The 13,549-nt window shown below is 54.3% G+C and carries 13 protein-coding genes; 10 read left to right on the forward strand and 3 right to left on the reverse strand.

The window, feature by feature from the left end:
• Positions 1-107 precede the first annotated feature (107 nt).
• On the reverse strand, positions 108-1,412 hold the full coding sequence (gene tig, locus LZU96_RS15610; RefSeq protein WP_233985114.1) for a trigger factor: 1,305 nt from the start codon (positions 1,410-1,412) through the stop codon (positions 108-110).
• Between the two features lie 293 nt (positions 1,413-1,705).
• Complete coding sequence (gene bolA / locus LZU96_RS15615; RefSeq protein WP_094120189.1) at positions 1,706-2,020, reverse strand: transcriptional regulator BolA; 315 nt, start codon at positions 2,018-2,020, stop codon at positions 1,706-1,708.
• A 286-nt stretch (positions 2,021-2,306) separates the two neighbouring features.
• Here bolA and LZU96_RS15620 point away from each other — a divergent pair, with 286 nt between their 5' ends.
• The 8 genes from LZU96_RS15620 (at position 2,307) to LZU96_RS15655 (ending at position 11,133) form a co-directional block, all read left to right on the forward strand.
• A complete protein-coding gene (locus LZU96_RS15620) occupies positions 2,307-2,885 on the forward strand; it encodes a lipoprotein (RefSeq protein ID WP_233985115.1) in 579 nt (192 codons plus the stop codon).
• A 57-nt stretch (positions 2,886-2,942) separates the two neighbouring features.
• On the forward strand, positions 2,943-4,433 hold the full coding sequence (gene ampG / locus LZU96_RS15625) for a muropeptide MFS transporter AmpG (RefSeq protein ID WP_233985116.1): 1,491 nt from the start codon (positions 2,943-2,945) through the stop codon (positions 4,431-4,433).
• 442 nt (positions 4,434-4,875) lie between these two features.
• The gene (gene cyoA, locus LZU96_RS15630; protein WP_233985117.1) at positions 4,876-5,802 is read left to right on the forward strand and encodes a cytochrome o ubiquinol oxidase subunit II; all 927 of its coding nucleotides are present in this window, start codon (positions 4,876-4,878) and stop codon (positions 5,800-5,802) included.
• A 4-nt stretch (positions 5,803-5,806) separates the two neighbouring features.
• A complete protein-coding gene (cyoB, locus tag LZU96_RS15635) occupies positions 5,807-7,789 on the forward strand; it encodes a cytochrome o ubiquinol oxidase subunit I (RefSeq protein ID WP_233985118.1) in 1,983 nt (660 codons plus the stop codon).
• Entirely contained in the window at positions 7,789-8,406 is a 618-nt protein-coding gene (locus LZU96_RS15640; RefSeq protein WP_013356987.1) for a cytochrome o ubiquinol oxidase subunit III, read from the forward strand. Before cyoB ends, LZU96_RS15640 begins: the two co-directional genes overlap by 1 nt.
• The gene (locus tag LZU96_RS15645) at positions 8,406-8,735 is read left to right on the forward strand and encodes a cytochrome o ubiquinol oxidase subunit IV (RefSeq protein WP_008924889.1); all 330 of its coding nucleotides are present in this window, start codon (positions 8,406-8,408) and stop codon (positions 8,733-8,735) included. Before LZU96_RS15640 ends, LZU96_RS15645 begins: the two co-directional genes overlap by 1 nt.
• Positions 8,736-8,748: 13 nt before the next feature.
• Positions 8,749-9,636 carry a heme o synthase gene (gene cyoE, locus LZU96_RS15650; RefSeq protein WP_094120184.1) on the forward strand — a complete coding sequence of 296 codons (888 nt, stop codon included), beginning with the start codon at positions 8,749-8,751 and terminating at the stop codon, positions 9,634-9,636.
• A gap of 132 nt (positions 9,637-9,768) precedes the next feature.
• Positions 9,769-11,133: an MFS transporter gene (locus LZU96_RS15655; protein WP_233985119.1), complete on the forward strand. Its 1,365-nt coding sequence runs from the start codon at positions 9,769-9,771 to the stop codon at positions 11,131-11,133.
• Between the two features lie 298 nt (positions 11,134-11,431).
• Here the strand turns inward: LZU96_RS15655 and LZU96_RS15660 are convergent, their stop codons facing one another.
• On the reverse strand, positions 11,432-11,923 hold the full coding sequence (locus LZU96_RS15660) for a YajQ family cyclic di-GMP-binding protein (protein ID WP_003852530.1): 492 nt from the start codon (positions 11,921-11,923) through the stop codon (positions 11,432-11,434).
• A gap of 135 nt (positions 11,924-12,058) precedes the next feature.
• On the opposite strand from LZU96_RS15660, the gene panE reads away from it, so the two are divergent.
• A complete protein-coding gene (panE, locus tag LZU96_RS15665; RefSeq protein ID WP_233985120.1) occupies positions 12,059-12,979 on the forward strand; it encodes a 2-dehydropantoate 2-reductase in 921 nt (306 codons plus the stop codon).
• Entirely contained in the window at positions 12,933-13,529 is a 597-nt protein-coding gene (yajL, locus tag LZU96_RS15670) for a protein deglycase YajL (RefSeq protein ID WP_233985121.1), read from the forward strand. Before panE ends, yajL begins: the two co-directional genes overlap by 47 nt.
• The last annotated feature ends 20 nt before the right edge of the window (positions 13,530-13,549 follow it).

Below are 13,549 nucleotides of genomic sequence, written 5' to 3' on the forward strand. Positions count from 1 at the left end.
CCGATTAATTAGGCAAATAGCGGTCAGGAGTGTGCGCTCAAACGCGAAACACAAAAAAGCCCGCGACTTTTCAGTCACGGGCTTAGCACAGACGGTTAACTGCGTGATCAGGCCTGAGCGGTCTGATTCATCAGATCCTGGAAGTTGGTCTCTTTCTCGGTCACTTTAGCTTTCGCCAGTACCGCTTCAACCGCTTGCTCTTCCAGCGCGACGTTGCGCATGTTGTTCATCAGCTCGTTATTCTTGCTGTAGAACTCGATGACTTCCTGCGGATCTTCATACGCAGACGCCATCTCTTCGATCAGCGCCTTAACGCGATCTTCATCAGCTTTCAGCTCGTGGGTACGAATCACTTCGCCCAGCAGCAGGCCCACGACTACACGGCGTTTCGCCTGCTCTTCAAACAGTTCGCGTGGCAGTTCCAGCGCTTGCTGCTCGTTGCCACCGAAACGCTGTGCAGCCTGGCGACGCAGAACGTCGATTTCGCTGTCGATCAGGGCAGCTGGCACGTCGATTTCGTTAGCGGCAACCAGGCCATCAATCGCCTGAGTTTTCACGCGGTTACGGATTGCGCCTTTCAGCTCACGATCCATGTTCTTACGCACTTCTGCACGCAGACCGGCAACTGAACCATCTTCAACGCCGAAACGTTTGATGAACTCTTCAGTCAGTTCTGGCAGTTCGCGCGTCTCAACTTTCTTCAGCACGATCTCGAACTTCGCATCTTTCCCTTTCAGGTTTTCTGCGTGGTAGTCGTCCGGGAATTTCACGTCGATAGTGAAAGTCTCGCCCGCTTTGTGGCCCACAACGCCTTCTTCGAAGCCTGGGATCATGCGGCCCTGGCCCATCGCCAGGACGAAATCAGAGGCTTTGCCGCCTTCGAATTCTTCACCGTCTACTGAACCGTTGAAATCGATAGTGGCACGATCTTCCGGACCCGCTGCTGCATCGCTTTCGATCCAGTTAGCCTGCTGCTTGCGCAGAGTGTCCAGCATGGTGTCCACATCAGCATCGGTCACTTCAACCAGTGGTTTTTCGACTTCGATGTTTTCCAGGCCTTTCAGCTCAACTTCCGGATAGACTTCGAACTCAACCGCGTAGGTGAAATCCTGACCTTCTTTGTATTCGCCCGGCACATAGTTTGGTGCGCCAGCCGGATTGATCTTCTCTTTGATGATGGCGTCAACGAAGTTACGCGTCATCAGATCGCCCAGCACGTCCTGACGGACAGAAGCGCCGTAACGCTGCGCCACGATGTTCATCGGCACTTTGCCTTTACGGAAACCATCGATGCGGACTTTCCTGGCAACGTCAACCAGTTCTTTTTTTACTGCGCTTTCGATGCTGTCAGCAGCGACAGTAATCGTAATGCGACGGCCCAGGCCCTGAGTGGTCTCTACAGAAACTTGCATCTTGTTACCTCAAAAAATCACGTGCTCGGTCAACTTCAGACACCACACATAGTGAAATGCGCCGTATCCAACAACCGGGACGGCTTCCGTGAAGAGAACCTGATCCCTGTTACCAGAAGCGTCCCGAAGACATTCCGGAAAAATAGACGCAGCATTATAGCGGCATCGCTGGAATGAGTCGAGGATGCTAACTCACCACTTTTCAGCAGCTTTGCTGCTTTTTTGAGCCGGAGATCGCGTTTCTGGCGAAATAACAGAAAAAAACGGCCCGCAGGCCGTTTCAGAGGAGAGCGTCAGGCGAGCGTTCCGGCACCGCGACAGTTTGGCGAAGCCAGCACTGTATCCTGCAGTCCTTCCCACTCTTTCAGGGTATAGGTATGAAGGGCTAAAGCATGCACGCTGCCAGCTAATTCGGCCGCGAGTTCACCGTAGATGGCACGATGTCGCGCCAGGAAACGTTGACCAGCAAAGCAATCACTGACAATAACCACTTTGAAATGGCTCTCAGACCCGGCAGGAACGTTGTGGCGATAACTTTCGTCATGCACTTCCAGATGAGCCGGCTCAAAAGCCAGGCGCAGCTTTTCTTCTATTTGTTCGCGAATCATGGGTATTACTCCTCAATGGCGAGCGCTGTGCCCCATCTCTTTCAATCTTAGTCGCTTTTCCCGCGCTTTCCCGCAGCCCGACGGTAAATATTACATTTGCGGGCCGGGCCACAACGGCGCGCATGATAACGCAGAGGAAAGCGGCAGCAAACCCTGACCTGAACGATCCCGTTTAAAATCTGCCTGAGACGTATTTTCCCCTTTAACGGGGCTTTTTTCACTGCCGGGCAATGCTATGATGGCGGCAGTTTTTGCAAACCAACCCCCGACACCCACGAGAAAAAGTATGTTGAAAAAACTGTTATTCCCGCTGCTGGCTGCCTTCATTTTGGCCGGCTGTGCAACCAGCAATAATACCCTTACTATCCAGCCCAAAATTCAGCTGCCTCAGCAGGACCCTGGCCTGATGGGCGTAACTGTCAGCATCAACGGCGCCGATCAACGCAGCGATCAGGCGCTGGCAAAAGTGAACCGTGATGGTCAGCTAGTGACGCTGACGCCTTCGCGCGATCTGCGTTTCCTGCTGCAGGAAGTGCTGGAGAAGCAGATGACCGCACGCGGTTATATGGTGGGCCCGAATGGCGCGGTCGATCTGCAGATTGTGGTGAACAACCTCTATGCCGACGTGACCCAGGGCAATGTGCGCTACAGCATTACCACCAAAGCGGATATCTCCATCATCGCTACCGCGAAAAATGGCAACAAGCAGGTTAAAAACTACCGCCAGACCTACAGCGTAGAAGGTGCTTTCAGCGCCAGTAACCAGAAGATCACCGACGCCGTCAACTCCACCATGAGCGATGTCATCGCTGATATGGCGCAGGACACCAGCGTCAACGACTTCATCAAGCAAAACGCCCGTTAATTCCGCTTCACGCCTGCCCGGCGCTGCGCCGGGCACATCGTTACCATCAGGGTCAGCATGAACCACTATCTTCGCCTCTTCAGTCAGAAAAACGCCGCCGTCTTATTGCTGCTTGGCTTTGCTTCCGGGCTACCGCTGGCCCTGACCGCCGGTACGTTGCAGGCGTGGATGACGGTGGAAAATGTTGACCTGAAAACCATCGGCTTCTTTTCGCTGGTGGGACAGGCGTACGTGTTTAAGTTTCTCTGGTCGCCGATGATGGACCGCTACACGCCGCCGTTTCTTGGGCGACGTCGCGGCTGGTTACTGCTGAGTCAGCTGGCGCTGGTCGGCGGCATTGTGGCGATGGGTTTTCTGCAACCCAGCCGGGATCTGACTCTGATGGCCGCGCTGGCCGTGCTGATCGCTTTCTGTTCTGCGTCACAGGACATCGTATTCGACGCCTGGAAAACGGACATCCTGCCGCCTGAAGAACGCGGCAGCGGCGCGGCAATTACCGTACTGGGCTACCGGCTGGCGATGCTGATTTCGGGTGGACTGGCGCTGTGGCTGGCTGACCGCTATCTGGGCTGGCAGGCGACCTACTGGCTGATGGCGCTGATGATGGTGCCGGGCATCATTGCCACGCTGATGGCCAGTGAGCCGGATACACGCATCTCCACGCCGCATTCACTGCGGCAGGCGGTGGTCGACCCGCTTAAAGACTTTTTCCAGCGCAACAACGCCTGGCTGCTGATCACGCTGATCATCCTTTATAAGCTGGGCGATGCCTTTGCCGCCTCGCTGACGACCACCTTCCTGATCCGGGGTGTGGGCTTCAACGCCGGGGATGTCGGGCTGGTGAATAAAACGCTGGGGCTGCTGGCTACCATTATCGGCGCGCTGTATGGCGGCGTGCTGATGCAGCGTCTGAGCCTGTTCCGGGCACTGATGATTTTTGGCGTACTGCAGGCGGTGTCGAATTTTGGCTACTGGCTGCTGGCGGTGACCGACAAGCATCTGTGGAGCATGGCGAGCGCAGTCTTTGTTGAAAACCTGTGCGGCGGTATGGGAACTGCCGCGTTTGTGGCGCTGTTAATGACGCTGTGCAACAAGTCCTTTTCCGCGACGCAGTTTGCTCTGCTGTCGGCGCTCTCCGCCGTTGGCCGGGTTTATGTCGGTCCGGCTGCCGGCTGGCTGGTGGAACTCTGGGGCTGGCCGACGTTTTATGCCTTTACCGTGGTCGCTGGCTTACCGGGATTAGTGCTGCTGGCATTCTGCCGCCAGACGCTGGATCAGGTACAGCAAAGCGGCACCTTCCTGGTGCGCTGCTGCTACCCGCAAGGCTATCGCTGGACCAACCGTCTGTTCGCCACAGGGTGCGGCGTACTGGCGCTGTGGTTGCTGACGCTGGCGCTTAACGCGCTCGGCGTAACAGCCCTGGCACCGTGGCTTTCAACACTGTTTGAAATCGGAATGGCGCTGACCTTGCTGGCGGTGCTGGCGGGCGTGCTGCTCGACTATCGGGCGCTGAAAAACACGCCATCCTCTGCCGCCACCAGTCATTAGCGGAATCAATGTTTCACCGGTGACCGCTTATTGTTTGCCTGCAGCCAGAGGTCGCTGAGTTTTATCATCGCGTGTTATTTTTAAAAAAAACATTCTTGCTAAAATAGGAACCTCTGAAATACTAAAAACCGGTGAGCAATTAGTTTGGTTAAATTTCATCGATCAAATGATGCGAATTTGTTAAATAATCTGGAGATAAAAGTAAGGGTTATTCCTTTCCCTGATTTTTTAGCGGTTACTTCCATTGGTTTTTGTTATATTGGCCCCAACTGCTTGTCTGCGTTAATAATTTGTCACCTGAAGCAACATCTGTGACACCCTTAGCAAAAGGTGTCAACACGCCTCTGACACATCCTTAAGCTGGTTTACACTGCATAAACCTTCCCGTAAAATGCGCGCACACTTAAACGACAATAGAGCCCTTTGTCATTGAGGTCGTTAAATGAGACTCAGTAAATACAATAAAAGTTTGGGGATTTTGTCATTAATTGCAGGCACTTTATTAATGAGTGGCTGCGATAGTGCATTGTTAAATCCCAAAGGACAGATTGCACTGGAGCAACGTTCGCTGATACTGACTGCCTTTGGCCTGATGTTGATCGTCGTCATCCCCGCAGTCTTGATGGCCGTGGTGTTTGCCTGGAAATATCGGGCGTCCAACACGAATGCGAAGTATAGCCCGAACTGGTCACACTCTAACAAAGTGGAAGCCGTGGTCTGGACCATTCCGATCCTGATCATTCTCTTCCTCAGCGTGCTGACCTGGAAATCAACCCACGCACTGGAGCCCAGCAAACCGCTGCAATCTGATGTGAAACCGGTTGAGATCGATGTGGTTGCGCTGGACTGGAAATGGTTGTTCATTTACCCGGAACAGGGTATTGCGACCGTGAACCAGATTGCCTTCCCGGCAAATACGCCCGTGAACTTCAAAATCACGTCCAACTCCGTCATGAACTCTTTCTTCATCCCGACGCTCGGCAGCCAGATTTATGCGATGGCTGGTATGCAGACCAAGCTGCATCTGATTGCGAATGAGCCAGGGATTTTCGACGGTATCTCTGCGAACTTCAGTGGTCGCGGTTTCTCTGGCATGAAGTTTAAAGCCATTGCAACCAAAGACGATGCGGAATTCCAGCAGTGGGTGGCTAAAGTTAAAGCAGCCCCTAACACGCTGAACACTATGGAAGATTTCGAGAAAGTGGCTGTGCCAAGCGAAAATCATCCGGTGGAATATTTCTCTTCAGCTGATCCGAAACTGTTCTTGCAAGTCATTAACAAGTTCAAGATGAGCCACGGGAAAATGGACATGCCAGAGCACGAAGGTATGGACATGAGTCACGCCGCTTCCGCGGGAGCCGAGGAATAATACGATGTTCGGAAAATTAACACTGGATGCAGTGCCGTACCATGAGCCGATTATCATGGTTACGGTCGCCGGTATCATCTTAGGTGGTCTGGCGGTCATTGCTGCCATCACCTATTTTGGTAAATGGCAATATCTGTGGTCAGAATGGCTAACGTCTGTTGACCACAAAAAACTGGGTATCATGTATATCATCATGGCCTTCGTCATGCTGCTGCGTGGCTTTGCCGATGCGATCATGATGCGTACCCAACAGGTTCTGGCTTCGGCCGGGGAAGCAGGCATATTGCCACCGCATCACTACGACCAGATCTTTACCGCGCACGGCGTGATTATGATCTTCTTCGTGGCGATGCCGTTCGTGGTTGGCCTGATGAACATCGCCGTTCCGCTGCAGATTGGCGCACGCGACGTTGCGTTCCCGTTCCTGAACAACCTGAGCTTCTGGTTTACTGCGGTCGGTGTGATCCTGGTTAACCTGTCGCTGGGTGTGGGCGAGTTCGCACAGACCGGCTGGCTGGCCTATCCGCCGCTCTCCGGCGCGGAGTACAGTCCCGGCGTCGGGGTCGATTACTGGATCTGGAGTCTCCAGCTCTCCGGTATTGGTACGACCTTAACCGGTATTAACTTCTTCGTGACCATTCTGAAGATGCGCGCACCGGGCATGAGCCTGTTCAAAATGCCGGTCTTTACCTGGACTGCGCTGTGCACCAACGTCCTGATCATCGCTGCGTTCCCGGTTCTGACCGTTACGCTGGCGCTGCTGACGCTTGATCGTTATCTCGGCTTCCATTTCTTCACCAATGAAATGGGCGGGAACATGATGATGTACGTCAACCTGATCTGGGTCTGGGGTCATCCGGAAGTGTACATTCTGGTCCTGCCGGTGTTTGGTGTGTTCGCAGAAATTACCGCGACCTTCTCCAAAAAACGTCTGTTTGGTTACACCTCGCTGGTGTGGGCGACCATCGCCATTACCGTTCTGTCGTTCATCGTCTGGCTGCACCACTTCTTCACCATGGGTGCGGGTGCCAACGTTAACGCCTTCTTCGGTATCATGACGATGATCATCGCGATTCCGACCGGGGTTAAAATCTTTAACTGGCTGTTCACCATGTATCAGGGCCGCATTCAGATGCACTCTGCCATGCTGTGGACCGTTGGCTTCCTGGTAACCTTCTCCGTAGGGGGTATGACCGGCGTACTGCTGGCCGTTCCGGGTGCTGACTTCATTCTGCACAACAGCCTGTTCCTGATTGCACACTTCCATAACGTGATTATCGGTGGTGTGGTGTTCGGTTGTATGGCGGGCGTGACCTACTGGTTCCCGAAAGCCTTCGGCTTCACCCTGAACGAAACCTGGGGCAAGCGCGCATTCTGGTTCTGGATTATTGGCTTCTTCGTTGCCTTTATGCCGCTGTACGCACTGGGCTTCATGGGTATGACCCGTCGTCTGAGCCAGGATATCGATCCACAGTTCCACTCCTTGCTGGTGGTTGCTGCGGTCGGTGCCGGTCTGATTGCAATGGGTATCCTGTGTCAGCTGACCATGTTCTACGTTTCGGTCCGTGACCGTGACCAGAACCGCGATCTGACCGGTGACCCGTGGGGCGGCCGTACGCTGGAGTGGGCAACCTCTTCACCACCACCGTTCTACAACTTTGCCGTGATCCCGCATGTGCATGAGCGTGACGCTTTCTGGGAAATGAAAGAGAAAGGCGAAGCGTACAAACAGCCGGAAAAATATGAAGAAATTCATATGCCGAAAAACAGTGGTGCCGCGTTGATCATCTGTGCATTCGCCACGGTTATGGGCTTCGCGCTGATCTGGCACATCTGGTGGCTGGCAGGTCTCTCTTTCCTCGGCATGATCGTTACCTGGATCGTGAAGAGCTTCGACGAGGACGTGGATTACTACGTACCGGTTGCCGAAGTTCAGAAGATTGAGAAGCAGCACTTTGACGATATCAGCAAAGCAGGTCTGAAATAATGTCAACTGAAACTCTGATTAAGCATCACCACGACGCCCATGCGGAGCATGGGCATCACGATGCAGGAGCCAATAAAGTCTTTGGCTTCTGGATCTACCTGATGAGTGACTGCATTATCTTCGCAACCCTGTTTGCGACCTATGCAGTTATGGTCAACAACACTGCCGGTGGCCCGGCAGGTAAAGATATCTTTGAACTGCCATTTGTTCTGGTAGAAACCGCCCTGCTGCTGTTGAGTTCGATCACTTACGGCATGGCTGTTATCTCCATGAACAAGGAGCAAAAAGGTGCCGTTATCGGCTGGCTGGCGCTGACCTTCCTGTTCGGTCTGGGCTTCATCGGCATGGAAATCTATGAATTCCATCACCTGATTGCCGAAGGCTTTGGTCCGGATCGCAGTGGCTTCCTGTCTGGCTTCTTTACGCTGGTCGGTACCCACGGTCTGCACGTGACCTCAGGTCTGATTTGGATGCTGGTGCTGATGTTCCAGGTCTCTAAACGCGGCCTGAATGCCACTAACCGTACCCGTATCATGTGTCTGAGCCTGTTCTGGCACTTCCTGGACGTGGTCTGGATTTGCGTCTTCACCGTTGTATACCTGATGGGAGCCATGTAATGAGTCATTCTGTTAACGAACATGGCGCTTCTCACGGTAGCGTGAAGTCTTACATGATCGGCTTCATCCTCTCTATCATCCTGACGGCGATCCCGTTCTGGATGGTAATGGATGGCAGTGCCTCTCACGGTACCATTCTCGGTGTTGTGCTGGTCTGTGCAGTGATTCAGGTGCTGGTGCACCTGGTTTACTTCCTGCACTTAGACAGCAAATCTGAGGGTGGCTGGAACATGGTGGCCATTGTCTTCTCGGCAATCATCATCCTGATTGTCGTTGTAGGCTCACTGTGGATCATGTGGAACCTCAACTACAACATGATGCCTCACTAAAGAGTCGCGCGTAATGTTTAAGCAATACCTGCAAGTTACAAAACCAGGAATTATTTTCGGGAATTTAATTTCTGTGATCGGCGGATTTTTGCTGGCTTCTAAAGGCAGCATTGATTACGCCCTGTTTCTCACCGCACTGGTTGGCGTGTCACTGGTGGTCGCATCAGGTTGTGTTTTCAACAACGTGATTGACCGCGACATCGACATCAAAATGGAGAGAACCAGGAATCGGGTGCTGGTAAAAGGCCTCATCTCCGCGAAAGTAAGCCTGGTTTATGCCACTGTATTGGGTATTGCTGGCTTTGCGTTGCTCTATTTCGGCGCTAACCCGCTGGCCATGTGGCTGGCGGTGATGGGCTTCGTGGTGTACGTGGGCGTTTACAGCCTCTATATGAAGCGTAATTCTGTCTACGGTACGCTGATCGGCAGCCTGTCTGGCGCCGCGCCGCCGGTGATCGGTTACTGCGCGGTCTCCAACGAGTTTGATGCGGGCGCGTTAATCCTGCTGGCGATCTTTAGCCTGTGGCAGATGCCGCATTCGTATGCGATTGCTATCTTCCGCTTTAAAGATTACCAGGCCGCCAACATCCCGGTTCTGCCGGTGGTGAAAGGTATCTCGGTGGCGAAGAATCATATTACGCTCTACATTCTGGCGTTTATGATTGCCACGCTGATGCTGACGCTGGGGGGTTACGCTGGCTACAAATATCTGGTGGTCGCTGCGGCCGTCAGCGTCTGGTGGCTGGGCATGGCGTTATCGGGTTACAAGACCTCTAACGATCGTGTCTGGGCGCGGAAGCTGTTCGTTTTCTCTATCGTCGCTATCACCGCGCTGAGCGTGATGATGTCGGTAGATTCGATGGCACCCGCCTCAAAAGACCTGCTGACTTACATCGGGTAACCGATACCGCAACAGCATGAAAAGGGCGCGATTTTCGCGCCCTTTCTTTTTGTTACCACTGCTTAAAAACTATTATTTTACCCGCCCTGCCCCGCCCCCTAGAATGAACGCAGCACATTAACAGAGGTTGGAATGAACGATAATAAAATGACTCCGGTGGAGCTGCGCGCCACATGGGGCCTCGGTACGGTCTTTTCCCTGCGCATGTTGGGAATGTTCATGGTCCTGCCGGTCTTGACCACTTATGGCATGGCGTTACAGGGTGCGAGCGAAACCTTAATCGGCCTGGCGATTGGCATTTATGGCCTGGCTCAGGCGATATTTCAGATTCCTTTTGGTCTGCTCTCAGACCGTATCGGTCGTAAGCCGCTGATCGTTGGCGGGCTGCTGCTGTTTGTGCTCGGCAGCGTCATCGCGGCCTGCACCGAATCGATCTGGGGGATTATCCTGGGGCGCGCTCTGCAGGGCTCCGGGGCGATTGCCGCCGCGGTGATGGCGTTACTGTCCGATCTGACCCGTGAACAGAACCGCACCAAGGCGATGGCCTTTATCGGCATCAGTTTCGGTATCACTTTCGCGATTGCGATGGTGGTCGGCCCGATCGTCACTCATGCGCTGGGTCTGCATGCGCTGTTCTGGATGATCGCGATCCTGGCTTCGCTCGGCATTGTGATTACCCTGCTGGTGGTGCCATCTGCCTCTCACCATGTGCTGAACCGTGAATCCGGCATGGTTAAAGGCAGCTTCCGCAAAGTGCTGGCCAATTCCCGACTGGTTAAACTCAATATCGGTATTTTCTGCCTGCATGTGCTGTTGATGTCGAGCTTTGTCGCCCTGCCCGGCCAGTTTGAACAGGCGGGCTTACCGGCTCCGGAGCACTGGAAAGTCTATCTCGCGACGATGCTGATTGCCTTTGCCGGCGTGGTGCCGTTCATCATCTACGCCGAAGTGAAACGCCGCATGAAGCGAGTGTTTGTGGGCTGCGTCGGGACGATCGTGGTGGCTGAGATCGTGCTGTGGGGCGCGGCGGGTCACTTCTGGACGCTGGTGATCGGCGTTCAGCTGTTCTTCTTTGCCTTTAACCTGATGGAAGCGATTCTGCCGTCGCTGGTGAGTAAAGAGTCGCCCGCTGGCTATAAAGGCACGGCGATGGGTCTTTACTCCACCAGCCAGTTCCTCGGCGTGGCGGTAGGCGGCAGCATGGGCGGCTGGGTATTCGGTCACTTCGATGCGCAGACCGTATTCCTGGTCGGTGCCATCGTTGCCGCCGCCTGGCTGTTTGTCAGCATGACAATGCAGGAGCCGCCATACGTCAGCAGCCTGCGTCTGGTGCTGAGCGATGCGGCACTGGCGGCCCCCAATCTGGAGCAGCGCCTGAAAGCGCAGCCTGGCGTCAACTCGGTGTTCATCGTGCCGGAAGAGAAAAGCGCTTACATCAAAATTGATAGCAAGATTACCAGCCGCCCTGAGCTGGAAGCTCTGCTGGGTAGTTGCTAGCTTAAAAAAGTTTAGTGATAACGTCAGCTCGTTTCGCTTCAGGATCGAGCTGGCTCAGGGAACACGGTCAGATCGGAAAGTCGCAAAAGCCGCCATCCATGGCGCTTTCGCGTCTTTGCGAAAGGCACATGCTCCCTGAACAAGCGCGCGATCGCACAAACGCCCTACAGCTCCCAACTCCCTCCAGAATTTCGACTTTTTTAAAGCAACAGAAGCCCACCCAAACTCAACAACAAAAAACCCGGCCTTAGCCGGGTTTTTATCACTGCATTCATGCTGAAACTCAGCCTGCTGCCGCTTAATCGCGGAAGTTTTTAAACTGGAATGGCTGTCCCAGATTGCTGCCGCGCACGATTGCCATCGCACCCTGCAAATCATCACGCGCTTTGCCGGTCACGCGCAGGGCTTCACCCTGAATCTGCGTCTGCACTTTCAGCTTGCTGTCTTTAATCAGCTTCACCAGCTTCTTCGCGACATCGCTTTCAATGCCTTTTTTCAGTTTGGCATCCACCGCCCAGCTTTTACCGCTGTGCTCAATCTCTTCCGGCACCTCTAAAGCACCGCCTTCAATTCCGCGCTTCAGCAGTTTCTCACGCAAAATATCGACCAGCTGTTTGACCTGAAAATCGGACTCGCTGGTGATTTTGATGGTTTCATTCTTTTCGTTGAGCTCAAATTCGGCGCTCACGTTGCGGAAATCAAAGCGGGTAGACACTTCACGGTTGGCATTTTCCACCGCATTGCGAATTTCCTGCAGATCGACTTCTGAAACGATATCGAAAGATGGCATCTCTTCTTCTCCTGACGCTAAAGTGACATGCATAATACGCGTCTTAAGGCGCTAAATAAAATCAGGCTGCGTACAACGCTATACTTGTACAGTGACAGTAAATAATAAATGGATAGCCCGCCAGCGGGAGGCAGTATGAAAATTACCGTGTTAGGTTGCGGTGCTCTGGGGCAGGTCTGGCTCACGGCGCTGGCTCGCCAGGGACACGAGGTTCAGGGATGGTTACGGGTCCCTCAGCCTTATTGCTCAGCCAATGTCGTCGATCCGCAAGGCAACATTTCAAACCGTACGTTTATCGCTAACGATCCGCTGTTTCTGGCTGAAAGCCAGCTGCTGCTGGTGACCCTGAAAGCCCCGCAGGTCTCCCCGGCGGTTAAAAATCTTGAAAGCGTGCTGGCAGAAAACTGCCCGGTGCTGCTGTTGCACAATGGCATGGGGACGCTGGAGGAGCTGAAAGGGCTGACTCAGCCGCTGCTGCGCGGCGTCACCACTCATGCCGCGATGCGCGACGGCACGGTGATTAAACACATCGCCAGCGGCATCACTCATATCGGTCCCGGCAACCGCAAAAGCGCCGCTTACAGCGACCTGGCTGAGATTCTGCATCATGCGCTACCCGACGTCGCCTGGCACGACAATATCCGCGCCGCCTGCTGGCGCAAGCTGGCGGTCAACTGCGTGATTAATCCGATGACGGTAGAGTATGAGTGTCAGAACGGTGCGTTACGCGCCTATGCCGACCCGATCGCACGCTTGTGCGAGGAGATCAGCTGGGTCATGGAGCGCGAAGGTCAGGCCGTCGCCAGCGAAAGCCTGCAGGATATGATTTTCGACGTGATTGAAAGCACCGCCGCCAATACCTCGTCGATGCTGCAGGATATCCGCGCTCAGCGGCTGACTGAAATCGACTATATCAGCGGCTTTCTGCTGCGCCGCGCCCGCGCCCACGGCCTGGTGCTGACTGAAAACAGCCGTCTGTATGACATTGTTAAACGTAAGGAGTCTTATTATGTCCGCGAACGCATCGGTACTGGTTTGCCTGGCACATGGCAGTGAAGAGACCGAAGCCGTTACCACTATCGACCTGCTGGTGCGGGCCGGACTGAAAGTGGTAACCGCCAGCGTTGAGAGTGATGGCAGCCTTGAAATCCGCTGCTCACGTGGCGTTCGCCTGCTGGCCGATGCGCCCCTGGTCGAGGTGGCAGATAACGATTATACGGCGATAGTGCTGCCCGGCGGGCTGAAAGGCGCAAAGACATTCCGCGACAGCCCGCTGCTGGTCGAAACGGTGCGGCAGTATCATCTTAACGATAAAATTGTTGCGGCCATCTGTGCCGCGGCCGGTACGGTACTGGTGCCGCACGATCTGTTCCCGGTAGGCAACATGACGGGCTTTCCCGGCCTGAAACAGACAATTCCTGAAGAGAAATGGATGGAGCGTCGGGTGGTCTGGGACCCGCGGGTGAAGCTGCTGACCAGTCAGGGACCCGGTACTGCGATGGATTTTGCCCTGAAGCTGATTGATCTGCTGGTGGGAAAAGAGATGGCGCGCGAAGTAGCGGCACAACTGGTGCTGGCTCCGGGCATTTACGACTATCAGGCCTGATGATAACAGCGGCGGCCAGT

Origin of the sequence: Pantoea agglomerans (assembly GCF_021397715.1) — a bacterium.
Taxonomy (GTDB): domain Bacteria; phylum Pseudomonadota; class Gammaproteobacteria; order Enterobacterales; family Enterobacteriaceae; genus Pantoea; species Pantoea astica.

Coding starts and splice junctions, on each gene's coding strand:
- tig (WP_233985114.1), bottom strand. CDS start 1,412: ATGCAAGTTTCTGTAGAGACCACTCAGGGCCTGGGCCGTCGCATTACG.
- bolA (WP_094120189.1), bottom strand. CDS start 2,020: ATGATTCGCGAACAAATAGAAGAAAAGCTGCGCCTGGCTTTTGAGCCG.
- LZU96_RS15620 (WP_233985115.1), top strand. CDS start 2,307: ATGTTGAAAAAACTGTTATTCCCGCTGCTGGCTGCCTTCATTTTGGCC.
- ampG (WP_233985116.1), top strand. CDS start 2,943: ATGAACCACTATCTTCGCCTCTTCAGTCAGAAAAACGCCGCCGTCTTA.
- cyoA (WP_233985117.1), top strand. CDS start 4,876: ATGAGACTCAGTAAATACAATAAAAGTTTGGGGATTTTGTCATTAATT.
- cyoB (WP_233985118.1), top strand. CDS start 5,807: ATGTTCGGAAAATTAACACTGGATGCAGTGCCGTACCATGAGCCGATT.
- LZU96_RS15640 (WP_013356987.1), top strand. CDS start 7,789: ATGTCAACTGAAACTCTGATTAAGCATCACCACGACGCCCATGCGGAG.
- LZU96_RS15645 (WP_008924889.1), top strand. CDS start 8,406: ATGAGTCATTCTGTTAACGAACATGGCGCTTCTCACGGTAGCGTGAAG.
- cyoE (WP_094120184.1), top strand. CDS start 8,749: ATGTTTAAGCAATACCTGCAAGTTACAAAACCAGGAATTATTTTCGGG.
- LZU96_RS15655 (WP_233985119.1), top strand. CDS start 9,769: ATGAACGATAATAAAATGACTCCGGTGGAGCTGCGCGCCACATGGGGC.
- LZU96_RS15660 (WP_003852530.1), bottom strand. CDS start 11,923: ATGCCATCTTTCGATATCGTTTCAGAAGTCGATCTGCAGGAAATTCGC.
- panE (WP_233985120.1), top strand. CDS start 12,059: ATGAAAATTACCGTGTTAGGTTGCGGTGCTCTGGGGCAGGTCTGGCTC.
- yajL (WP_233985121.1), top strand. CDS start 12,933: ATGTCCGCGAACGCATCGGTACTGGTTTGCCTGGCACATGGCAGTGAA.